The organism is Lysinibacillus sphaericus, assembly GCF_015844675.1.
Classification (GTDB): Bacteria; Bacillota; Bacilli; order Bacillales_A; family Planococcaceae; genus Lysinibacillus; species Lysinibacillus sphaericus_E.
Window position 1 is genome coordinate 1 of sequence record NZ_LDGC01000036.1, and the last position, 23,681, is coordinate 23,681.

The window sequence follows — 23,681 nt, forward strand, 5'->3', positions numbered from 1 at the left end:
CTTGGTGAGCCGTTACCTCACCAACTAGCTAATGCGCCGCGGGCCCATCTTATAGCGACAGCCGAGACCGTCTTTCAGTATTTCACCATGAAGTAAAATAGATTATTCGGTATTAGCCCCGGTTTCCCGGAGTTATCCCAAACTATAAGGTAGGTTGCCCACGTGTTACTCACCCGTCCGCCGCTAACGTCAAAGGAGCAAGCTCCTCATCTGTTCGCTCGACTTGCATGTATTAGGCACGCCGCCAGCGTTCGTCCTGAGCCAGGATCAAACTCTCCATAAAAGAAATTTGATTAGCTCAAATTGTTTTGCTGGCATCATGTTTGATGTCCAAAATTTTGTTTTATTCACCAACTCAAGGTTAGTTACTAAAAACTTTATTGATTACGTTTTGCTTGTTCAGTTTTCAAGGTTCATTATGTTGCTGTTTTCTCAGCAGCAACTCTTATATAATATCATGTCACAAACTCTATGTCAACAACTAATTTATTTAACTTAATTGTTTTTCAGAAGTTACCTTAGCGACTCGTATAATATTACTCTCTTAATCTCCAAAGGTCAATACTTTTTATTAAAAAAATATAAGTTTTTCATTTTATTAAGAAACTTCTTATTTAAGAGTACTTCAAAAAAATTAACAAGAGAAGCTACATTGCCCCTTTCTTTTTATAATGTCCACGTATAAAGCCCAGAAAATTTTACTGTCCGTAAAACTTTCTGGGCTACTTATTTTTAACTGAGGCTTTATCTCAACCTCTTAAATAACAATCAGTCTAATACGTGCTAATCAAACTTCATCCCTTTTAATAAATCTGCGAACGCATTATTAATCGGTTCAGCTTCTTTTTCTTGCTGCTTCATATATTTCTGCACGCTACGTTTATCTACTTTGCCGCCGCCTTCTTTTTTACGACGGGCTTCAAATGCAGATAATTTTTCTCGATAACCACATTTACATACGAAGATTTGGCCATCACCTTCACCACGAAGCTCTAGCTTTTTCTTACATTGCGGGCATCGTGCATTTGTGACACGTGATACGTTTTTACGATGACCACATTCACGATCTTGGCAGACAAGCATTTTACCTTTTTTACCGTTGACTTCAAGCATTGGCTTGCCACAATCCGGACAGGCCTTTGTTGAAATATTGTCATGCTTGTATTTTTTATCGCTACCTTTAATTTCAGCGACTATTTCTTGCGTGTGCTTTTTCATTTCATTGATGAACACGTCTTTTTTCAACTTACCTTTTGAAATGAGTTCAAGCTTTTGCTCCCACTCAGCTGTTGTCGCAGGAGAACGTAATTCTTCAGGAACTAAGTCAAGTAATTGACGACCTTTGGATGTAATGTAAATTTCTTTGCCGCCACGCTTTTCGATTAAGAATGAATTAAATAGCTTTTCAATAATATCTGCACGTGTTGCGACTGTCCCTAATCCACCAGTCGATTTCAATGTATCCACAAGCTTCTTATCATTCGTTTCCATATACTTCGTAGGATTTTCCATGGCTGATAGTAATGTCGCCTCTGTAAAACGTGCTGGTGGCTTCGTTTGACCAGATGTTTGGGCAATTAGTTTTGTTTTTAATAGTTGCCCTTGTTCTAAACGAGGAAGTAGTTGCTCTTTTACATCATCCGTCGATTCCTCATCATCAAAACGATTTTGATATACTTCTTTCCAGCCAGCATTTATAACTGTTTTCCCTTTGGCAATAAATTTCTCATTACCAATTTGAGCTTGTACAGTTAATTGCTCATATTCTTGTGCTGGGAATAATACAGCTAAAAATCGTTTTACTACTAAATCATAAATTTTACGCTCTTTATCATTGAACGCAGAAAAGTTTACATAGCCCTCAGTTGGAATAATGGCATGGTGATCAGATACTTTACTATCATCTACAAATGATTTATTCGCTTTGATTGGCTTTGTTAAAATTTTATTCGCGAATGTACGATATTCACCGATACCACATGCCTTAAGACGCTCAGGTAATGTGCCGACAATATCAGATGACAAGTAGCGAGAATCTGTACGAGGGTATGTCAGTACTTTATGAGATTCATATAGCTTTTGCATAATATTTAATGTTTCTTTAGCAGAATAACCAAATAATTTATTGGCATCTCGTTGTAATTCTGTTAGATCATAAAGACCTGGGGCAAATGATTTTTTAGGCTTGCGATCAACTGAAGCAATTTTTGCATCTTGATTGCCTAATGCTTTGACAATAGCGTCGGTTTTCTCTTTATTGAAGCTACGTGAATTCCCGTTTGCATCTTGCCATGTAAGCTTTAATGAATCTGTTTGTGCTTCAATACCGTAATACGTTTGTGGTTTGAAGTTTTTAATTTCATCTTCGCGTGCAGCAATGATTGCAACTGTTGGAGTTTGAACACGGCCACAGTTCAGCTGTGCATTAAATCTTGTCGTTAAAGCACGTGTCGCATTTAATCCGATATACCAATCCGCTTCAGAACGGGCAACCGCAGCAGCATATAAATTATCGTAGTTTTTACCCGGTTTTAAATTGGCAAATCCTTCTTTAATCGCTTTATCTGTGACAGATGAAATCCATAAACGTTTAATTGGCTTTTTCACATTTGCTTTGTCGATAATCCATCGAGCAACTAATTCACCTTCACGCCCAGCATCAGTAGCGACAATGATTTCATTTACATCATTACGAGTTAACTGTGATTTGACCGCATTATATTGCTTACCCGTTTGCTTCATAACGACTAGCTTCATTCGATCTGGCAACATTGGAAGGTCTTCTAAATTCCATGTTTTATATTTATTATCGTAGGCTTCTGGATCTGCTAACGTTACTAAATGTCCTAATGCCCAAGTAACTATATATTTGTCACCTTCTAAAAATCCATTCCCTTTTTTATTACATTTCAAGACATTTGCTATATCACGTGCAACTGAAGGTTTTTCAGCAATAACTACACTTTTAACCATATATTCGTACTCCTTTACTAACTATGTACTGTCTAATATACCATAAGTTCGAGGCAGCAATTGTTCTGAGCCATTTACTTAGACTCCATAATTGCCGTTGTCGGAGAACTGATTGGGTAGACAGGGAAACTGATCAGGTAACACGCAAAACTGATCTGGGACGCACGGAATCTGATCGGGTAACACGCAAAATTGATCAGGTACACCATGGATCTGATCGGGAAGGAAAATTAATTTAAAGAGCAAATTCATAATTAGCGTGAATTCGCTCTTCTTTTCTATGCTTCAAAAAATGTTTTTAATGAACTGCATACTCAAACTCTCAAAACATATGTTGAGTTAACAGAATGTTCACAAAATCGAAAGGGGATGAATGAATGGATGCTCGAACTTTCAGACCTCGGAATGTGATTTTTATGACGATCGTTGTTTTTGTATCGATGTTAATTGGTTACGGTATATATATTAATTTTATTGATGTTCCCTTCCCATGACGATCTTACTTCTTTAACTGAGTTAACAAGTATGTTCGGTTATCTAGTATGCGCTGATCTTTTGGCTTATATTTACGTGCTGCCTCATTATGCTGATGTGCATTTTCAAAGAGACGTAAGCGATTGTATAACAAGCTTAACTGGAAATGTGGAAGCCATGTGGAATAAGCGTGCTTTTGAATACCCATTGTTTGTTCTATAGACTGTTGTAATGCTTGTGAATACCAGTAAATAGCCTCTTTATTTTTCATCTGTTCCATAAAAAAATGACCGATTCGACAGCATGTTTCTGGTCTTGGTCGATCATATAATAATGATTGTAAAATAGCTTGCGTTGCTTGTTTTTCATCATGTAGCTGTTGATAGCAATCCGCTAAATTTAAGCAAGCTTCGATATGTTCGTCAGCAGTACCTTTTATAGAGTCAAGGAAACTAGTATAGTGATTGATCGCTTCTAAAAATCGTTGATGCAATTTGAGTTCATTTGCGTAATGAAACGTTTCTCTAGCTGAAAATGGGTGACCGTCTTTCTTTAAACGCTCATAAATAGTAATATTGCGATGAATATCACTTTTTCTTGGCAAATGTGTAACGGCTATATCGCTATGATAGAGCTGGCCTGTTACATCTAAATACTCATGGACGGCACCCCGCCACTGAAAATTACATGCTCGTTTTATGAGACGCAATCTTTTTTCACTTGATTCTACACAGCCATCTGCATCGAGCGTTACATAGTAATCCATGGAAACAGCATCTACGTTAGGATGATAGAGCGATTGCTTAAGTTGTAGAAATTTCCGCTGATGTTCTGTTGTGATTACATCATCCGCATCGAGCCATAAAATAAAATCTTTCGTAGCCTGCTGAAAGGAAAAATTACGGGCTTTGGCAAAGTCATCACACCAGGTAAAGTCGAAAATTCGAGAGGTATAACTTCGGACGATATCTTTTGTACGATCAGTTGAGCCTGTATCAATAATATTGATCTCATCCACTAAATGTTGAACGGAATCTAAGCATCTTTCAATAATACATTCTTCGTTTTTGACAATCATACATAAACTAATCGTAAACATCGGTCCCCTCCTTTTTTTGTAATAATATATGCGAGCTTAAAAATTTATAGAGGTCTTTTACCATTTTATCGCCTTACTTTTTGAATTTATCGCCCAACTACCTAAAAAAGAACAAAACAAAAACGAACGCTTCACACGTTCGTTTCTTGTTTTATAAATATTTCTTACGCCACTCTAGTTGTTCTTTTTCTGTAAGTTGTTGTTCTAGGTATGGATCCCATTGATTTAACAGCGCATTCCATACACGAACGAACATAATATCTTGTTCTTTATCGTGTAGGACAAATTCGAGGCATGGGCTATCATTAATTTGTTTAGCGTCGGTTTGCACAATTTTTGAAACTATTTTTTGTGAAGCGCCAACGCCAGCTTCTTCGCTATCCTCTTGCTGTAATGCTTCTATTAACAGAGCTTCGTCGAATTGCTCCTGCTTCTCAGCCTCTTCATCCACATAACGATAGAGCTCTGGTAGATCATCATATTCTTCGATATTGCCCTCATCGACAGCAAGAAATGCAAGATGGCATGGGCTATAGTAAAGGTTAGCCATTTCTACATCTAGCTCCTCCTCGAAGATGCCACGTTCCAGTTGCTGCTGTCCTTTAGATGTTAATCGATAGAAGCCTTCCTCTTGCTCAATGAGACTTACTCGAGACATTAATGATACTAAATCCTCAATAAATAATGGATCTACGAGCAATAACTCACTTAAATCTTGTGCACTTGCAAAATCTGCTTCCTGTATGCTGATTAACAGCATAGTCATTAAGACATCCATAGTGGAACGACGAACGGGCTCATAAGTTACTTCTACTGTTCGGATCGGGATGCACCATTCATCGGTTTTGACGATTTTAATATTTCGATTTTGCTGAAGTTCACGCATTAAGCGTTGCTGCAGTTTTGACAATCTACATCACCTGTCCTTCATGATTACGCAAGCCGTTATAGGATTTCACAGTCTCTAACAGATTGCTGTACATCTCTCGTGTATCTTGATGCTTCGCACGTTTAGTAAACATTTCAGCACTTCCGACAAGTAGTAATAACTCACGGGCACGAGATAAGGCAACGTTTAAGCGTCGGTAATCTTTTGCAAAGCCAACGTCTCCCCCTTTAGGTGTATTACGCACCATACTTACTAATATGACGTCCATCTCCATACCTTGGAACTTGTCGACTGTCCCGGTTCTAAATTGAAGATGTGGTAGCTGTAATTCCTGTTGTAGAAGGCGATTAATTTTCTTAACTTGCTCCCCGTAGAAGCTAATAACCCCAACGCTTTTTTGTGCATCCTGAGGCATGCGTCCGGCTGCTTTAGCTTCGATAACAGCCTTATTCAAATCAGTTAAAATGCGTCGAATAGTTTGTAATTCACCTTCATTATAACGACTCGTTCCGCCCTTTACTTGCTCCTCTAAATAAGGTTTTTCAGTTGGAATATCGACCCATAGCAAATGATCCTCCCGGTTAACAAATTGTCCTTCTAAGCAATGGTCTCGCGCTGCATCTGAATCTGGTAAGCCACATTGCAAGCCATTTTCCTCTTTCGCGTAAAACGGTGTAATACTATGCATAATTTTCTCATGCATTCGGTACTGCAATGCGAGCATTTGCTTATGCGTTTGCGGTAAGTTATTAAATAAACGTTCAAACAACGATTCACGCAGCAAATTTTTCAATTCTTGTGCGCCATCAAAGTTTGGATTTTCATCGAGCATCGCCTTTAACGTTTCCTCCAACGTATCATCTCCAAGAAGTGGAGGTAGCTGATGATGATCGCCAACTAAAATAATTTTCTTACCTTTCAGCATTGGCAATAATAGCTCCGGTGGTGTGGCCTTTGATACTTCATCAATAATGACAACATCAAATGTCGGATAGTTCTCCATAAATTCCTTACTTGCTGAAGCCACACATGTTGTACCAATAACATTCGCGTGACGCACATATAATTTTCGAATTTCATCTAAATCATATTCAGTAGCATTTTGCAGCTTATCACGCCATTGTTCTTGTAATTTTTTTCGAAGAGGAAGCTGCTTCTCCTTGCGCTGTAATTCCTCCATCGCTACTTTGGAGGATGCAATTGCTTCCTTTACCTCCTCAGAAGTTCGCTCCGGTGTTGATTGTAGGAGTTTAGTACAAGCTGTGAGCTCCTTCTCTTTCTTTAACCCAGCTATATTAATTTCTTTTATATTTCCCTCTAATTGTGTGAGCTGTTGTTCAATCTCTTGTAAGCTAGTCTGCGCTGTTTGAAGCGCCGCTTTCTTTGGTAGGAGCTGTGCATTAGCCTGCTCGACTGCCTCCAGTTGTTGACGTGCTGTTTGAAGAGAAGATTTCTCTTGCGATACAAGTATTTTTAAATTCTCTACAGACTCTTCTGGCTCAGTATCCATTTGGAATGTCTCAGCTAGTTGCTGAAGTCGTTCTGTATGCTGTAAATATGGCTGCAATTGTCGCTGTATGCTTTGAACGTCAAAGCTTGTAATCGCGCATTCTTGATGTATTAAGCTACCAATACCTTTACGTAAGGACTCAAATTCCTGATTTTTATGGTCTTGTTGTTGTTTCAGCGCTACACCTTTTTGCCAAACAAAATCACGGCGCATATATAAACCGAGCAAGAAACTTACAAGTTGCTCGGCAGATGGTGTTTGATCATCTTGAAAGGCTGTATTGAGCTGGGCAAAAACACCTGTTAGATTTTGCAACGAAAACGATTGAACAGGCTGCAATTTGCTTTTAGCAAGGGCACGTTCTTTATCTTCATCTGATACTAACGCCTCAAGCTTTGCGATCGCCTTTTGTAGACGTGAATTGATAGTTGCCCATGCGTCTAAATCTTTCGCATCCTCTAAATGCTGTAAACGACTGATTTGCTGTGACAGCACATAAGATGGGCGAATTTGATAGTGCTGTAAAAATCGTTCGATTCGCTCATAAGATGTTAAATTACCGATGTATTTCTCGGCTTCCTTCATTAATCGAAGGCGATTATTTTCCTCTTCATATTTCAATTGGATATCTTTGAACTGCACTGCTAGATGCTGCTTTTGCTCTTGCAGCTCCTTATATTGAGCAGCTGCTTCCAATTGCTCCATCTTTTGAGTAGTTTCTTCTATAGTAAGCTTCAGCTGCTCGATAGACGGACTTTCAGCAAGAGTCTGCTCAAGCGTCTTTACAGCAGGCTCGATTTGCGCCAGCTGTTTTTCGTAATGCTCTTTATGTGCTTCGTTCTCCTGCTGCTCGGTTTTTGCAGCCTTTAACTCTTTTTTTAACGCCTGTATTTCTTGCTGTAAAATGGGCTCGTCAATTGCGGCCTGTTCTTTTGCAGCTATTTCCTTTGTTAGCTCCTCAAGCCAAGCCTCAAGCTTTTCTAGCTCTTCTTCAGCCTTGGTAATACTAGATTTTAGTTCCTGTTCACGTTCTGTAAAGGCTATGATTTCCTCTTCAATTGCTGCTAGAGTTTGCTCACGCCACTGAAGCGCAACATTTTCCTCAATAAATTTTTTACCTTCTTCTTCAATGCTTTCCGTTCTACCATAGCGTAAAATTCGAATTTCTTGATTGGAAAGAAGTCGCCCTAAGGCATTATCTACAGCTAAATTTGATTGTGAAGCTACAAGTGTTTTTAAACCAGCCTTCACATTTTGCTGACAAATTTCAGAAATAACGGTTGTTTTCCCTGTGCCAGGAGGTCCTTGAATGACAAACAAATCTTCAACAGACAATGCGCCTAAAACAGCTCGTCGCTGATATTCGTTTAAATTATTGTGAAAAACAACATCCTCTCGGAGCTTGGATGTTCGAACTGTTGGACGCTTTTCAAAAAGTATAGTTTCTAAATTAGGGTTAACGGCCTCGCCTTTTTCTAGCTTTGTAAAGCCATTGCGTAATCGTCTTATTTGACTCAATGTCGCAAAATTACTAAAGCTCGCTTGCTTCGAACGAAGGTTAAGCTGACCTTTACGTGCTATATCTTGCACAAAAGGCTTTAAGTCAATTTCTATTGTTTGCTTCCCTGCGTTAGACTTTAATACTTGTCCAATTTCCCCGCGTACTCCTTGAATGTTCACACTTAACCCTTCAAGCTTCTTCCATTCCTTAGACTTTATAAAAGGACAGACTATTGTAAGCCTAGTAAAATCTTCATTAAAATAGCTTTGCTTAAATTCTGTATGAATGTCATCAATGGTCGCATCACGTTCTTGAATTTTTAAAAAGCCTTCCCAGCTCGAGATACGCTTTTTCACATATTCTGTGCGCTCCTCGGCTATAGGTAGTTGTCTTATTTTTGTATGAAGATCAAGCGGAATCCCTGCTCCATTATTAGGTTTTGTGACAAATTGTAATGCTGCTGGTAAGCGTCGATTTGTATTGATGGGGCCTCTCATATGTACAAAACGAAGATTTGTAGCTAACAACCCTTCAACCTTTAGCACACAATCCATAATGGCTGTTTTCTCAGCAAGGACGTCCGTTAACTTTTCATTTTGCTCTGCATTAAAATAAATCGATAAAAACGTCTCACCAATTGTTTTAGCTTTGCGCTTTTCGATATAGACGGTAAATGCTTTTTGTAAGGCAAAAAAGGCATGCTCATTTGCTGAGCATTCCTCTACCGCTTCCTTCGCCTTATTCGTCAATATGAGATTACAGCGTTGTTTTTCTAGTACAGCGATGTCCTGCATGAGCATCCCCCCTTCCGATTCACTAAAATTATATTTTATCACATCGCGAGAGGATACTTGAAAAGAAAAATCCCCTGCACAGTGATTTCCTTCCACCGCACAAGGGATAAATATCTTATTAATGTTGGTCGATCGGTTCTTTCGGCAATGTTTTACTCATTTCACAATATTGCACAAAAACACGAGCCAATTCACGTAAACGATTATGAACATCTTCGTCTACAATATTATTATCTGCATCAAAATGAGATGTGTGTGTATATACATAGTTCGGAGTCACAAGTGCACGGAAGTAATCTAAAATTGGCTTCAACTGATTTTCTACTACTAAATGGTGTTGATATGTGCCACCATTGGCCACGATAGATACTGGCTTATAGCGCATTGTTTTTGGATGCAAGAAATCAAATGCATTTTTCAAAACGCCCGGAATCGATGCTTGGAAAATCGGTGTAGCGATAATATATGCATCCGCTTCCTCAAACTTTTGAATCATTTCCTTCATGTCATCATTTAACGGTGAACCATCTACAATTTGATGCTTATATTGACTAAAATGCATAATTTCTAATTCGAAACTAGCATCTAATTCTTTAATATATTGCTCCACTTGCTCTAAAATAGCACCAGTTTTACGACCAAACATCGTGCCATCAACGAGTAAAATTTTCATTTTCTTTTTGCCTCCACATTCATCTTCTACAATAATATTGTATCAAATGGAAAGAGGCACGAAAAGAATTGTAATAGTAAAACCGTAAATTCAGTCTTTAGGCGGAATGTGGTCTGCACAAGAAATATCGCTTCAGAAAAAAGACTTTGGTATGGCGATTACTTGTTATTAAAATAATATTTGACCCATAACGTGGGGTTGATTTCCGTTCTAACCAGACGCTTCGTTGTTGCTGTCGCTACGCTTTCTCACAGATAAAACAATTGCTGTCGCTACGCTTTTGAACAGAGCAAAGCTTCCTTGGGGCGTCCGATGAGCCACTTCGCTTTGCTGCTGGCAGGTATTCACGCTTCCGCGGATATTTGCCTTGCTTCCGCGGGTATTTGCTTCGCTTCCACGGGTATTCACCTCGCTTCCGCGGGTATTCGCCTTGCTTCGCTTTCGCGGGTATTCGCTTCTCTTCCGCGGGTATTCACCTCGCTTCCGCGGATATTCACCTTGCTTCCGCGGGTATTCACCTTGCTTCCGCGGGTATTCACCTTGCTTCCGCGGGTATTCACCTCGCTTCCGCGGGTATTCGCCTTGCTTCCGCGGGTATTCACTCCTCTTCCGCGAGTATTTGCTTCCCTTCCGCGGGTATTCACTCCTCTTCCGCGAGTATTTGCTTCCCTTCCGCGGGTATTCACTCCTCTTCCGCGAGTATTTTACTACTCTGCTCAAGTATTCACTTCACTGTCCTAATAATATATGAACGTTCAAATAGTTAGAACTATAAAAGAGAACGCCCAACAAGTATAGTTAGGCGTTCTCATCTGTGACGCTGATCCCTGAGGAGTCTCCCAGTCGTAACGAAGATCAACTCGTCTACATTGAATACATTTTTATATTTTTATAAAGATATTTCCCAATCTTGATGATGTACCTTTATTTATCCCTACGATGTTGGAAATTCACCTCTTTATCTACAACCGTTTCCTCTATTTTATATTTATCTCGATTAATCACGACTTCTTGATTTACTTTATCTCCTTCATCGCTGGTACTCGATAATTTGCGCTTCTCCCAATTAAATAAATTCTCTCTTGAAGCGTCCTCATGCTGTGTTTCGGGAAAATCTAACTGAGCCAATTCCTGAGATGGATAAATTGTAACCGGCTGTTTATCGCCGTACAGTGCAATAACGATCATTGCCTTCGCAACTTGGGAAGCTTCTATAGCTCTTGAACGCTTTAATGGTCCAACTAATAGTGGTTTTGCTAACTTTAAAAACTTCTCTCCCGCCTTTTCACCTAAGCGAAACTCTTCTCTCTCTCCAACCAATAAAGATGGGCGAATAATAGAAAGTCTTTGTAAGCCTAGCTCCATAAGATCGTGTTCAAGCTTTCCTTTTACTCGATTATAGTAAAATGGAGATTTTTCATTTGCCCCCATTGCTGTAATGATTAGCATATGTGGGATTCCTCGTTTTTTGGCTAACGAGGCAATCGTTAGTGGATATTCAAAATCAACTTTCTCAAATTGCTCACGAGATCCTGCCTTTTTTATGGTTGTTCCTAAACAACAATAAAGCTCATTTGCAAATTCGAGATCTTTTTCCTCTAAAGTATCTAAATTACGAATTTTCACTTCTAGCTTTGGATGCGTAAATGCCGGCGCTCTTCGTGCAATCACCGTCACTGAAACATATTCATCATTTTCACATAATTGTTCTACAAGAGAGGTACCTGTTAATCCAGTAGCCCCTACAACAATCGCTGCGCGCATGCCCATTAGTTGTACCCCCTTCTAAGCTCATTTGCTCCAGAAACCATGCTGCCGGAACAAAGCTTTTATTTTTGCAAATAAAACTAAAACAATCCTATATGTATTTTCCCGCAAACTCTACTTTATTTATCGGTTAAAAAAGGTGCTCTTACTCATTTAATTTGTAGAAGTTTGAAAAACTATTTAGAACTATAATTTATCTAATCCTAATTTTTTACACATACTTGCCCATCATTCACCATAATTTAAATAGACGGATGAAAGGATGGGATACACTTGCAAAACGAAACTCAACCAATGGAACTAAAAAAGACGATTGTCTTCATTATTGAAAGCTGTATCGATAAAGGGCTGTATCCTTTTGAACGGGTTGCAACGCTGGCAAAGCTACTTACAAATGAACATGTTTTCATTTTTGTAAAAACCCCTTCAAATGATGGGATTCAAATTTTAATGAATGAAAATCTCTCACCAATTTTATTTGAACATTTCGATGAGCTGCCCAAGCAAATGAAAGGTATTCAGCCTGATTTAATTGTAAGAGATGGCCGTAACTCTGAAAGCTGGCAAGTACAAAATTTACGACCGTTCTGCAAAACAATCATTCATTTTGATGATTTAGGTGAGGGTGGTCAAGCCTGTGACTGTGTATTGCTAGCACTCTATCAAGAAGTTAAAGATTATTTACCCTCTCATTATATTGGTGGAAGCTTTAATTTTGCATTACCAGAAGCTTATCAAAACTTTGAGGATCGACCAGACAACAAAACACCCGAAAACCCACCTCATATCGTTGTTGCTTTTGAGGATGGGGACGAGCATAACTTAACCTACCGTACTCTTCGACACTTAACGCAACTACAAATCCCACTACAAATTACAGTGATGATAGATGATGGCTATCGACATGCAACAGATGATTTGCAAATGATGGTACTTAGTCGTCGTAACACTGCCATTCTTCGTGATAAAAACGCACTCCTAAAACTATTACCAAAAGCAGATGTTATTATTTGTAATGCTAACTATACACCTTATAAAATCGCCTCTTATGGTGTACCTTGTATTACACTTGCCCAAACTGAGGCTGAGCTATTACACGCCTTCCCTCGCGAACAAAATGGTTTTATTCACCTTGGACTTGGTCGCAAAATGAAACAATCACAAATTCAAAACGCTGTCATGGAATTTTTATTACATGAGGCTCGAAGCGAGCGGGCTGTTAAAAAGCAACGACAGCTCAATCTTGCAAGTAACAATGAAGCACTACAGTCAGTACTTTTAGATTTCGCTTACGATCGACACAATATCGCTTCTACTTAGTGATTCTTTGAAGGTGGTTATGATACAATATAGTAGAATTTTTCACTTTCGTTTATCTTTCATTACAAGAAGTGATTTCAAGCATCATAAGTACCCGATTGATAGTAACTAATAAGCGGTGGGGGGAGAAAAAAACCTCCATCGCTTTTACACGCATTCGTTATACAAATATACACAAAAAGGAGCAATCATCATGCCATCAAAAAGTGATATTGAATATCAAATTAAAGAGCTTAAAATGGATTATATAAATTTACAAGGCGACATCGAAAAGCTTGAATCTACAGGTCATAATGATCAAGTAGCAAAAGCAGAGCAACGCCTTGCAAATATGGAAGCTACGCTAGCAGAGTTAAATAAACAATTAGCAGAACTATAATATTTAGCGGTCATGAACCGCTACCCTCGGAGGAACATATATGGCAATATTAACAGTTGAAAATTTAGGTCATTCATTCGGTGACCGCACGCTTTTTAAAGATGTCTCTTTTCGTCTAGTTGAAGGTGATCATATTGGTCTAGTAGGTGCAAACGGTGTTGGTAAGTCAACATTAATGGGCATCATTACGGGCCAAGCAATCCATGACACTGGTAAAGTTGAATGGCTTCCAGGAACGCATTATGGCTATTTAGATCAGCACACTGTATTGACAGCTGGCCGCACTATGCGTGATGCATTACGTGACGCTTTCCTTCCTTTATATAAAAAAGAAGAAGAGCTTAATGAAATCACAGGGAAAATGGCTGAAGCAACACCTGAAGAATTGGAAGAATTACTAGAGCAAATGGCTGAGGTGCAGGATGCACTGGATGCAGGTGATTTCTATTCTCTTGATATGAAGATTGATGAGGTTGCACGTGGACTTGGTCTTGACGCAATCGGCTTGGACCGTGATGTCGCTGCTCTTTCCGGTGGTCAACGTACAAAGGTTTTACTAGCTAAGCTATTACTTGAAAAACCAAAAGTATTATTACTAGATGAGCCGACGAACTATCTTGATGAAGAGCATATTACATGGTTGAAAATCTATTTAAAGAACTATCCACATGCTTTCTTATTAATTTCGCATGATACAGAGTTTATGAATGAAACGGTGGATGTTATCTTCCAACTAGAGTTTTCAAAATTAACTCGCTATACTGCGACATATGAAAAGTTTTTAGAGCTTGCTGAAATCAATAAACGTCAGCATATCGATGCTTATGAAAAACAACAGGAATTCATTAAAAAACAAGAAGATTTTATTGCGAAAAATAAAGCGCGTTACTCAACTACTGGTCGTGCAAAATCTCGCGCCAAGCAGCTTGACCGCTTAGAGCGTATCGACCGTCCTGAAACAGCTGTAAAACCTGAATTCGGTTTTAAAGAAGCTCGTTCTTCAAGTCGTTATGTAGTAGAAGCTGAAAACTTAGTCATTGGATACGACAAAGAAAAGCCATTACTTCCTCCACTTACATTCGCTATTGAACGTGGGGAAAAAATTGCCCTAGTCGGAATGAATGGTGTCGGTAAATCAACATTATTAAAAACGATGTTAGGCAAAATTAATCCGCTTGATGGAAAAGTGATTCGCGGTGACTATCTTTACCCATCTTACTTCGAACAAGAAGTAAAAGCTGAAAAAATTACGCCTATCGATGATGTGTGGAATGCCTTCCCTTCTATGGAGCAAGCACAAGTACGTGCTGCATTAGCACGCGCAGGACTAAAAACGGAGCATATTACTCGCCCACTTAATTCTTTATCCGGTGGTGAGCAAGCAAAGGTACGTTTATGTAAGCTTATGATGGATGAAGCAAACTGGCTATTATTTGACGAACCGACAAACCACTTGGATGTCGATGCAAAAGACGAACTAAAACGTGCTATGAAAGAATTTAAAGGCACAATCGTATTAGTAAGCCATGAACCTGATTTCTATGAAGGTTTAGCGACAAAAGTTTGGAATGTCCAAGACTGGTTTACTTCAGGACAACAAAACTAAAAATATTATTGTATGAGGGCCGCTTCCGGTATGATTTTTTGATCATTCGGAGCTGCCTTCTTTTTTTGCTTGAAGCTCATGACTTAGTGGATTATTTCACGTTGAACTTTAATAGAATATCTTTCTTCAGCCTTTCTTTGAACGCTTTCTCATCTTTGTTTGTTGGAATGTCCTGTGCATCCCCACCATCTAGGTTGAACTTACCGTTGTTCATATTGATAATGCTATAGCCACCCATGCCATTGTTCGCCAGGAACATGATATAGCGTCTACCTTGCTTCATCTCGTGGTATCCATCTGTTGTAACTTTTGTTTGTTGTTTGTCAGCTTCCGTGATAATACTAACCGGTTCAATCACTTCCATTTGTGAGCCGATGTTTATTCCTTCAGGTTGCTTAATTATACGCTCGATGTTTAGTTTTGTTAGCGTATAGAAGTCTTGGAGCGTGCCGTCTTCGAACTTCGTCGATTGATGTACACGGTTAGTAAAGTCATCCATAGGGGATGCGACAAGAATAATATCTGCACCTTGGCTGAGCTCATCAGCCGTTTCATACCCAATATAATTAGGTTGAATATCAACCGTACGCATGCTGTCAGTTGCTGATTCGGTGACATCAACCGTATTTTGACTAGAATCAGGTGTTGTACTATTTTGAACAAAATCATTATTAACTAAAGATAATATTCCAATAGAGACAAGTAAACCAGCAGCTACAACGATACCTTTTACGTTTTTTCTTTTTCTTTGCCTTTCGTTTTTCGCTTTTAAAATGCCCAATTCACTCCTCTTATGAAGCTCTTTTGGGATATCAATTTTTTCAACTTCTTGTTTTATTTTATTACTCATTCATACGATCTCCTTCAAAGTATTTATTTCTAAGTTTCTTTATAGCTCTATATAAAACCGATTTTGCGGTTCCTAACGGCATATCTAACAACTCGGCAATTTCTTTAAAGGTATGATTTTGATAAAACCTTAAAAGTACGACACTTTTTTCTTCCACCGTTAAACCATCTATCAAGTCTTGTAAGGATAAAGCAAGAGGAATATCTTCTTCTTCGGTTTCAATAAACTCCTCGTATTCTGGTCTTATTAAAACCACCTTACTATTTTTTTTAATTAAATTGATTGCACAGTTCATCGTAATTTTCATCAGCCAGGTTTTAAAATATTCTGGGTTGTTCAATGTATCTATCTTTTTAAATGATTGATATGCTACTTCTTGAACTACGTCTAAAGCATCTTCTTTGTTTTTGACATATACATAAGCCACTCGATAAATTTCTACCTCATATTGCTGAAAAAGCGTTAAAAAGGCTTCGTCATTCCCTTTTTGAGCTTTTTTCACTAATCGTATAATTGTAGTTTCCCCTCTCTCCTTTTGTCCTACCTTTATAGACAATCGAAAGTTCATATTGGCTTAAGCTTTTTTGATTTTTTTACAAAGTAACTGGATAGCTTTACTAGTTATCCGAGCTGTTACTACCTGAGCAATCCGCCCCCTACCCAAAGAACAAAAAAATTTATTTATCTATGCATAAAAACCTGCATCCAATCATAAAAATAATGAGTGGATAAACAATATATCTATTATCTATAAATCAGACTATTTCTCTCTCTATTAAAACTACTCTCTTCATTCTATGAGCATCTATTATTAAGGCTTAGTAAAACTTACATCATTGTAAGCTTATTTTTCGAAACTTTTCGCTCTTTTGTGCGTATATTTTAGTGTAATAAAAAAAATGTTATTTCTAGTTAAATTTTTAAAAATAAATATTGATTTATATATAGCTTACTAGTAAGATATATGTATAACCTAATTAACTTACTAATAAGATATATATATTAAATATAATCCTAAAAAAGAAAGCGGGGAATGAAGAATGACAGTTACTATCTATTCACAAGCGAGCTGTTCTTCATCCAGAAAAGCATTAAAATGGTTAAAAGATCACAACATTGAATATAAAGAAAAACGTATTACTTCTCACCCACTAACACTTGCTGAATTTAAAGAGATTTTAAGCATGACAGAAGATGGAACAGATGAAATTATTGCAACGAACTCAAATGACTTTAAAAATTTAAATATTGATATTGAACAGCTCTCTATTCAAGAGTTGTTTGACATCATCCAAGCTCACCCAAGAATGTTACGAAGCCCTATCTTAATTGATGAAAAACGTATTCAAGTTGGGTACAATGAGATGGACATTCGCCGTTTTATTCCACGCAAAGTCCGCGCCTATGAGTTAAACGCGATGACAAGATTAGCACAAGAAAGTTAAAACAGTTTTGGAGTTGACCTTATATGGATCAAGAAAAACAAATAGCCATTACCTCGTTGTTTGAAGTAGTATCTTCCATTGAGCGTAAGTGGGCAAACGAGTGGAATAATCATAATGTACTCGGCTTTTCAAAATCCCATATTTTAATTTTAGACTACTTATCGCAGGAGGGACCAAAGCGCCCTTCTGCCATTGCTGATCGGTTAAAAGTGACAACAGGTGGTGTCACTGTTTTAACAACTAAGCTCATTAATGCTGGCTTTATTGAAAAAACACAGCACGCAACAGATCGACGAGCTTCTCAATTGAAAATTACAGCTGATGGCGAAGATATTTTAGAAGAATCCCGTCAGCAAGTTAACGAACTTATACAAAATATGTTTGGTATGCTGTCAGCTGAGGAAGTCCAAACATTACGTAATATTTTTTCGAAATTACTCAACGCTGAACCTAATCGATATGAGTAAACACTTCATTTTCGCACCGTAAAAAGTTAGACAAGCAACTAACTTTTTACGGTGTTTTTCTGTTAGCTCAACAGTAACGGCCCTCCCCTTTTCGATGCTTTTTATAGCTGAATCTTTAGGAAAAAAAGTGACATGGGATGGAAAATCAAAAATACGTTTAAATATTGGTGATGTTCCAAAATTGATCTGAACCAAATGCAGTCCAAGTGATGGAAATAATGCGAGTTATACTTTCGAAGAAAACTGTCATAGTTTAACATAGTTGTTAATTCTCAATGAATCAATTTTACCTCGGCAAAATTGCGTCCAGAATCGGCTTTGTGCTTGGGCCTGCATGACGCAGGTCAGTTAGCCGTTATTGCATGGATGCGATGATTTTAGGCTAACATCCCCTAAGAACTCCTTTCCGATCCTGTGACATCCGCCGGAGGCTTTAACTTCTTTCAGCGGATGTTTGGACACCCGCTGAAAAGTAACTTAAATCGGCATTCATCTCACCACCTATAGAGGAGGGAAACTTCTGCTGAAAGAAGTTAAAGTAGATTAAGTAGGATATGTTCAGAAAAGGGATTTCTTCTTATATATGATATAATTAAGAGGTAACTAGATAGAGGTTTCATGGGCGGTTGGCAATCAAATTTTCACCTATTTTCTTCAAGTAATTGAAGGGAAAGGAGTTGATGCCAATGACTATTTTCGAAGCAATGGCGATCACTATAAATTTTGCAATTCTTATAGTGTCCGTACTTGCATTGTCATTTACTTTTACACAAAAAAAGTAAACCGCCCTTGCCTCCGAAGCATGTGAGTCGGTTTACTTGATCACTTTGCAAATCGCCTTTGAAGCGATTCGTCTTGTTACTAAGACCATTTGGTGCTGACACACTGAATGGTCTTATATTTTTTATATACATTTTCACTAAGAATTATAACATGAAGATACGTGTTTATTCAAATAGAACAATTTTTTACTCAAATTGGCATGTTTCTGACGCGTTGCTTTCGCTACTTAAAACACTTGTAGCTGACGTTTCACTTTCGCAACTTAAAACACTTGTAGCTGACGTTTCACTTTCGCTACTTAAAACACTTGCTGAAAGAAGTTAAATCGGCTTTGGCGCTTTCACTTCTTCAGGAATACCACATTCATACTGTTTCCCAGCTTTTAAATTCTCAAATTCCTCCTTCGCTTTTTTAAGTACATCAGGATTTAGTAAGGAATCAAGCGCAGCTCCTGCCATTGCTTTTGCCGCATAATGCATTCCTTTCATACCAAGTGAAGATCCAAAAGCAGCAGTTGCTTGCCAAGTATGCACTTGGACCCCATATGGAGCACAAGTTGTAAATACCTGACCAAGGGGCACTATCCATGAAACGTCCCCTAAATCGCTAGAACCTTGCATGGATTGGCGAAAAGTTTGTGGCAAATGAAATACTTGCTCCACCAATACCTCCTAAATCGAGATTTACACAACCCAGCACATTATTTAGAAATTCATTTAGCCTTGCATTTAAGTGAGTGACTGTAACTTCTTCCAGCGATCAAAATCCCCATAAAAAAAAGATGCATCGCAAAGTAATTTTGCAATGCATCTTTTTTGGGATTGGCCGAACGAATACTTCCGTCTAAGTAATACTGCTAGTGCGACCAATGCATTTCATCATGCTGGTAACACCGACTCTACGATAGCTACATCGGCCATTAGCATTTCTTTCAAACGAGCTTTCGCACGGAATAATCGAGATTTCACAGTACCAATTGAAACTTTCATAATTGTAGAGATTTCAGCAAGTGAATATTGGTCTATGTAGAAATACCATAAAGTTTTACGATAGATTCCATCTAGTTGGCCCATTTTATCCTGTACTAATTGAGTAACAATATCTTTTTCAATTTTTTCTTCAGTTGAAATGTCATTATTGGGAACCAAATCTAATATCGGTACGTCTAATGTTTCAGGTTGGTTCATCATGTATTTACTACGTCGTGTTGTTTTACGATAGCGATCTCTAAATGTATTCATTGTAATTGTTGTAAGCCAAGCTTTAATATGCTCCACCTCGGCAACGCTATTCTCATAACGTACAACCTTTACCCATACTTCTTGCATTAAATCTTCAGCTTCTACAGTATTGCGAGTAAGTTTTAAACATAAGTGGTATATGTAACGATTAAATTCCTCATATACGCCTTCTAATTTTTCATTCATTTTGTATTCCTCCGCTTCTTGTTCTTGCTTCTATATACATTCTCGCAAAATAATGTATTACACTCTATCGTATTGGCTTTCAATTACATTACAATCGTGTAAGCTTAGATCCTTTCACTTGTAATATTCGTAAATAATGTTTTATTACTATACTTATTTTGCGGAGGAAAGCTACATAACACGCCCCTTCTACTTTGTTTTTATTGTACTCCCCATAACATCCCCTTATATTTCCTCATATCTCCTTTTTAAAGATTCTGAATTCAGATCATTTTTTTCTAATCAAATTCAAAAAAATGTTATATGATAAAGTTAATCCGTGGGGATTTTCTTCATCCCCACGGATTATTAGTCTTCACCAATCGGGCCTTTACGGGCAATTAATCTCCTATTTAACTTCTTTGCTTGCGCTGAATTTTGAGGCGGGAGTTTTACTGCCCGTTAATGCGGGATAAATGAAATATTATAGAAGGAGTTGGCTAAGGATGATCTTCTCACCATTATTTGAACACGATGTACCTGAAGTGATTCTCCCTTAACGGAGAATTATCATTTCTCCGTTAAGGACAAGCATTGTCTACAGATAACGGAGGGGAAAACATGAAAAAAACCTTAGTAGGTTCCTTATATTTATCACTTGCTGCTAGCATTTGGGGCGGCATGTATGTAGTCGTTAAAGTAGTTGTCGATACTATACCACCTTTAGAATTAGTATGGCTGCGCTACATGATTGCCATTATCGCGTTGTTCATCATCGGCACTACGACAAAACAATCTTGGCGAATCGAAAAACGGGACTGGCTATTAATCTTTTTGATTGGGCTCATCGGAAATACAATTTCTATCGTCGCCCAAGAAATAGGTACTATGCTATCTACTGCTCAAATGGGCGCCATCATTACAGCAACGACACCAGCATTTATGGTTGTATTTGCGAGATTCATTTTAAAAGAAAAAATTACGTTAAAAAAAGCTGTTTCTATTATTCTAGCGACATTCGGCGTTTACATGATTGTAGGTCGTGCACATATCGATTCCTCCTATCAATTAGGGGGTATTGCTCTGTTAATCGCTGCCCTCACCTGGTCATTGATGTCCGTTCTTATTAAACGAATACCGGAACATTATTCACAAATCGTTGTCACAAGCTACGGAACACTTGTCGCTATCATTATTTTAACACCTTTAGCCATACCACGACTGCTAAAATTAGACTTCCACGCTATGACAGAACCATCCATATGGGGCGGCCTGCTCTACTTAGGCGTAATCTCTACAGCGTGCGGCTTCTTACTGTGGAATCGTGGATTACAGATGCTCAATGCCGCAAGTGGCGGTCTATTTTTCTTCTTTCAACCAATCGTCGGCACCTTCCTAGGATGGCTATTACTAGGCGAACAAATCGGTGTATCCTTTTGGGTAGGCACTGTATTAATCTTTAGTGGCGTACTATTGGTTATTCGGGAATAACTATATGAAAAGCTGAATGATTTCTATCTATCACTCAGCTTTTTATTAGAATTTTGTTTACTTAATGAGGTTCAGTTCAAACGATTGGGCGACTCCTTCATCTTTCAAAACCTGATGATTACCTACAAAACAAGTACGGAGAACAAATTACATTATATAAACAGACAACTAAAAAACTAATCCCTTTCATTTGGTAAGTAGTAACTAACTATAAAGATGGCGTAAAAAAGATCACCTTGTTGAGGGTGATCTTCTTTAATTCGCTAGCCAATCAACATTTCGGCGTCAATTTCTTATCCATATAAGAAAAAGTCTTTCCCTGCTAAGAGTAGGCTTGAACACTAAAATAAAATATTAGTCTCTTTACATTTCCCCCCTCCAACTACTGTTACAGGTTAAACTCAAAATCTGTATAAAACAGTTAACAAAGGTGTAGAGAGTCTACGAAAATTGTAGACTCTCATTTTTAATACTCAGCACCTAATGTATGATTTAAAGTCACCTTTTTACCACAATTGTTAAAGCTTAAAAAACCGATTCATAAGTACCGTTGGTTTTCAAATTAAAATGGTTATTTATCCTAACTATTTGGTTACTAGCAAATAAGTTGTAATCGTGCTATAACAATTTTCTCGGATAATCATCTATTTAATCTAGGTTTTAATAAAAGAGCCATGTTACCCAATAATATAAAATGACTAATGTAAAGATGACTGTAGGCGGAATCACGATGATAGTAACTTTAATGTATTCCCACCATGTGATTTTTACCTTACCGTTCCTTACGATGTGCATCCACATTAATGTTGCAAGGGTACCCATAGGAAGTAGCAGTGCACCTATGTCACTTCCAATAATGTTTGCTAAATATGCGACTTTCAATGAAATAGGGTCAAGCCCCATATTGGTTAACGTAATAGTTCCTACCATAAGCGCCGGATGGTTATTGAAGATATTGGAAAGCACTGAAAGTAGTCCGCCCATTAAGACGCTCGTATTGAGTAGGTTTTCCGTAACCAATGGACGCATAAATTGAATTAACCATTCCGTTAAGCCAATATTATTGAGACCATAGATGATGACGTACATACCAAATGCAAAAACGATAATATACCAAGGTGTTTTTTTCAACATATCTCCTGGTGGTATTTTTAAATAAGCCCATCTCCATCCTAAAAGAACGAGAGATCCAATTACCGCCACAACCGAAACTGGAATTCCTAAAAACGAGGCGAGGAACAGACTTATCCGAACGCCAAGTACAAATAGAAGTACGTTTAGCATAAACCTAGTACGCTTTTTCTTCGAATCTCCTAGAGCAATTTGTTTAAGTGGATGATAAGAAGGCAGTGACATCCCTGTTACATTTGTCGGAACAGTTTTAGGTATGTTTTTTTTGAAATATAAAAACAGTAAACCAACAAGTAGTAATAAACCAATTGTTGCAGGAACAAACATCATTGCTGTATGTGAATACAAACTCATATCGACAATTTTTAATGCAATTAAATTTACGATGTTACTTACCCCGATTGGAGCACTGGATGCTGTTGCAATTAAACCTCCAGAAAGTAAATATGGAATCTTTTGATGATTTTCTAATCCCATATTGTTTAATAACATAATTAGAATTGGTATTGCGATTAAAATACTACCGTCATTATTCACGAAGAGCGTCATGAGAAAGCATAAGAGATTGACATACCAGAATAATCGAATGCCAGATCCGTTTGCTTTCTCAGCAAGCAGCTCTGCAACCCAGTTAAAGAACCCAAAGCTTTCTAATACAATTGCCATAACAATTGTAGCTATAATGGTAATCGCAGCATCACTGATAGTTTGTATAATCGTGAAAAGATCTGTCATGGTCACACTACCGCAAAGTATTACTATAATCGCACCTACCAATGCAGGAATAGCCTCATTCATATTTCTAGGTCTCCAAAAAATGAAACCAAGAGTAACTAAAAAGGTCAGTATCGTTATTATTTCGAATGCTTGCATAGTATTTTCACCTTCATGCAGTATTATTTAATTCTGAAAATAACTTATTATTAAATAGGCCCTTACCTCTCATTCATTAGGTTAGCGATGCTGTTATAGTATAAATATGTAAAAAGTTAAATCTCCTTTAGTTTTACACCTATTTTCTCTAATATTTATAGTAAATTACTCAAATATTAAAATAGTATTCTGTAAAGAATAGGCAAGATTTGTGGTGTTGAAAGCGAATATAAAAATCATGAGATCAAGC

At 37.8% G+C, this 23,681-nt stretch carries 17 protein-coding genes and 1 rRNA gene; 6 read left to right on the forward strand and 12 right to left on the reverse strand.

Going from position 1 to position 23,681, the window contains the following annotated elements:
• The 7 genes from ABE34_RS10795 to ABE34_RS10825 form a co-directional block, all read right to left on the reverse strand.
• Positions 1-283: ribosomal RNA gene (locus tag ABE34_RS10795) — 16S ribosomal RNA — on the reverse strand; the annotation flags it as partial.
• A 500-nt stretch (positions 284-783) separates the two neighbouring features.
• Positions 784-2,973 carry a DNA topoisomerase III gene (locus ABE34_RS10800; RefSeq protein WP_197142444.1) on the reverse strand — a complete coding sequence of 730 codons (2,190 nt, stop codon included), beginning with the start codon at positions 2,971-2,973 and terminating at the stop codon, positions 784-786.
• A 499-nt stretch (positions 2,974-3,472) separates the two neighbouring features.
• Positions 3,473-4,546: a glycosyltransferase family 2 protein gene (locus ABE34_RS10805; protein ID WP_197142445.1), complete on the reverse strand. Its 1,074-nt coding sequence runs from the start codon at positions 4,544-4,546 to the stop codon at positions 3,473-3,475.
• A 151-nt stretch (positions 4,547-4,697) separates the two neighbouring features.
• Positions 4,698-5,456 (reverse strand): hypothetical protein, encoded by a 759-nt coding sequence (locus ABE34_RS10810; RefSeq protein ID WP_197142446.1) that lies wholly within the window; start codon positions 5,454-5,456, stop codon positions 4,698-4,700.
• 1 nt (position 5,457) lies between these two features.
• Positions 5,458-9,240, reverse strand: coding sequence for an AAA domain-containing protein (locus ABE34_RS10815; protein WP_197142447.1), 3,783 nt, complete (start codon positions 9,238-9,240; stop codon positions 5,458-5,460).
• Between the two features lie 118 nt (positions 9,241-9,358).
• On the reverse strand, positions 9,359-9,913 hold the full coding sequence (locus ABE34_RS10820; RefSeq protein ID WP_049667893.1) for an NADPH-dependent FMN reductase: 555 nt from the start codon (positions 9,911-9,913) through the stop codon (positions 9,359-9,361).
• A gap of 924 nt (positions 9,914-10,837) precedes the next feature.
• Positions 10,838-11,683, reverse strand: coding sequence for an oxidoreductase (locus ABE34_RS10825; RefSeq protein ID WP_197142448.1), 846 nt, complete (start codon positions 11,681-11,683; stop codon positions 10,838-10,840).
• A 270-nt stretch (positions 11,684-11,953) separates the two neighbouring features.
• On the opposite strand from ABE34_RS10825, the gene ABE34_RS10830 reads away from it, so the two are divergent.
• The 3 genes from ABE34_RS10830 to ABE34_RS10840 all read left to right on the forward strand — a co-directional run bounded on the left by ABE34_RS10830 (position 11,954) and on the right by ABE34_RS10840 (position 14,985).
• On the forward strand, positions 11,954-13,000 hold the full coding sequence (locus ABE34_RS10830; RefSeq protein ID WP_197142450.1) for a PseG/SpsG family protein: 1,047 nt from the start codon (positions 11,954-11,956) through the stop codon (positions 12,998-13,000).
• Positions 13,001-13,193: 193 nt separating this feature from the next.
• Positions 13,194-13,379, forward strand: a complete 186-nt coding sequence (locus tag ABE34_RS10835; RefSeq protein WP_197142451.1) for an SE1832 family protein — start codon at positions 13,194-13,196, stop codon at positions 13,377-13,379.
• Between the two features lie 40 nt (positions 13,380-13,419).
• Positions 13,420-14,985: an ABC-F family ATP-binding cassette domain-containing protein gene (locus ABE34_RS10840; protein WP_197142453.1), complete on the forward strand. Its 1,566-nt coding sequence runs from the start codon at positions 13,420-13,422 to the stop codon at positions 14,983-14,985.
• 91 nt (positions 14,986-15,076) lie between these two features.
• Here ABE34_RS10840 and ABE34_RS10845 read toward each other — a convergent pair whose 3' ends face one another.
• Both ABE34_RS10845 and ABE34_RS10850 read right to left on the reverse strand, forming a co-directional pair.
• Positions 15,077-15,835, reverse strand: a complete 759-nt coding sequence (locus ABE34_RS10845) for a hypothetical protein (protein ID WP_197142455.1) — start codon at positions 15,833-15,835, stop codon at positions 15,077-15,079.
• Entirely contained in the window at positions 15,828-16,391 is a 564-nt protein-coding gene (locus ABE34_RS10850; protein ID WP_241747074.1) for a sigma-70 family RNA polymerase sigma factor, read from the reverse strand. The genes ABE34_RS10845 and ABE34_RS10850 overlap by 8 nt, the downstream gene beginning before the upstream one ends.
• Before the next feature lie 484 nt (positions 16,392-16,875).
• Here ABE34_RS10850 and spx point away from each other — a divergent pair, with 484 nt between their 5' ends.
• Positions 16,876-17,280 (forward strand): transcriptional regulator Spx, encoded by a 405-nt coding sequence (gene spx / locus ABE34_RS10855; RefSeq protein ID WP_197142459.1) that lies wholly within the window; start codon positions 16,876-16,878, stop codon positions 17,278-17,280.
• Between the two features lie 23 nt (positions 17,281-17,303).
• Positions 17,304-17,747: a MarR family winged helix-turn-helix transcriptional regulator gene (locus ABE34_RS10860; protein ID WP_197142462.1), complete on the forward strand. Its 444-nt coding sequence runs from the start codon at positions 17,304-17,306 to the stop codon at positions 17,745-17,747.
• A 1,103-nt stretch (positions 17,748-18,850) separates the two neighbouring features.
• On the opposite strand, the gene ABE34_RS10865 is transcribed toward ABE34_RS10860, so the two are convergent.
• A complete protein-coding gene (locus ABE34_RS10865; protein ID WP_197142464.1) occupies positions 18,851-19,192 on the reverse strand; it encodes a hypothetical protein in 342 nt (113 codons plus the stop codon).
• A 216-nt stretch (positions 19,193-19,408) separates the two neighbouring features.
• A complete protein-coding gene (locus tag ABE34_RS10870) occupies positions 19,409-19,957 on the reverse strand; it encodes an RNA polymerase sigma factor (protein ID WP_079563731.1) in 549 nt (182 codons plus the stop codon).
• Positions 19,958-20,557: 600 nt separating this feature from the next.
• Here ABE34_RS10870 and ABE34_RS10875 point away from each other — a divergent pair.
• On the forward strand, positions 20,558-21,427 hold the full coding sequence (locus ABE34_RS10875) for a DMT family transporter (RefSeq protein ID WP_197142466.1): 870 nt from the start codon (positions 20,558-20,560) through the stop codon (positions 21,425-21,427).
• A 660-nt stretch (positions 21,428-22,087) separates the two neighbouring features.
• Here ABE34_RS10875 and ABE34_RS10880 read toward each other — a convergent pair.
• Positions 22,088-23,431, reverse strand: a complete 1,344-nt coding sequence (locus ABE34_RS10880) for an arsenic transporter (protein ID WP_197142468.1) — start codon at positions 23,429-23,431, stop codon at positions 22,088-22,090.
• Positions 23,432-23,681 lie beyond the last annotated feature (250 nt).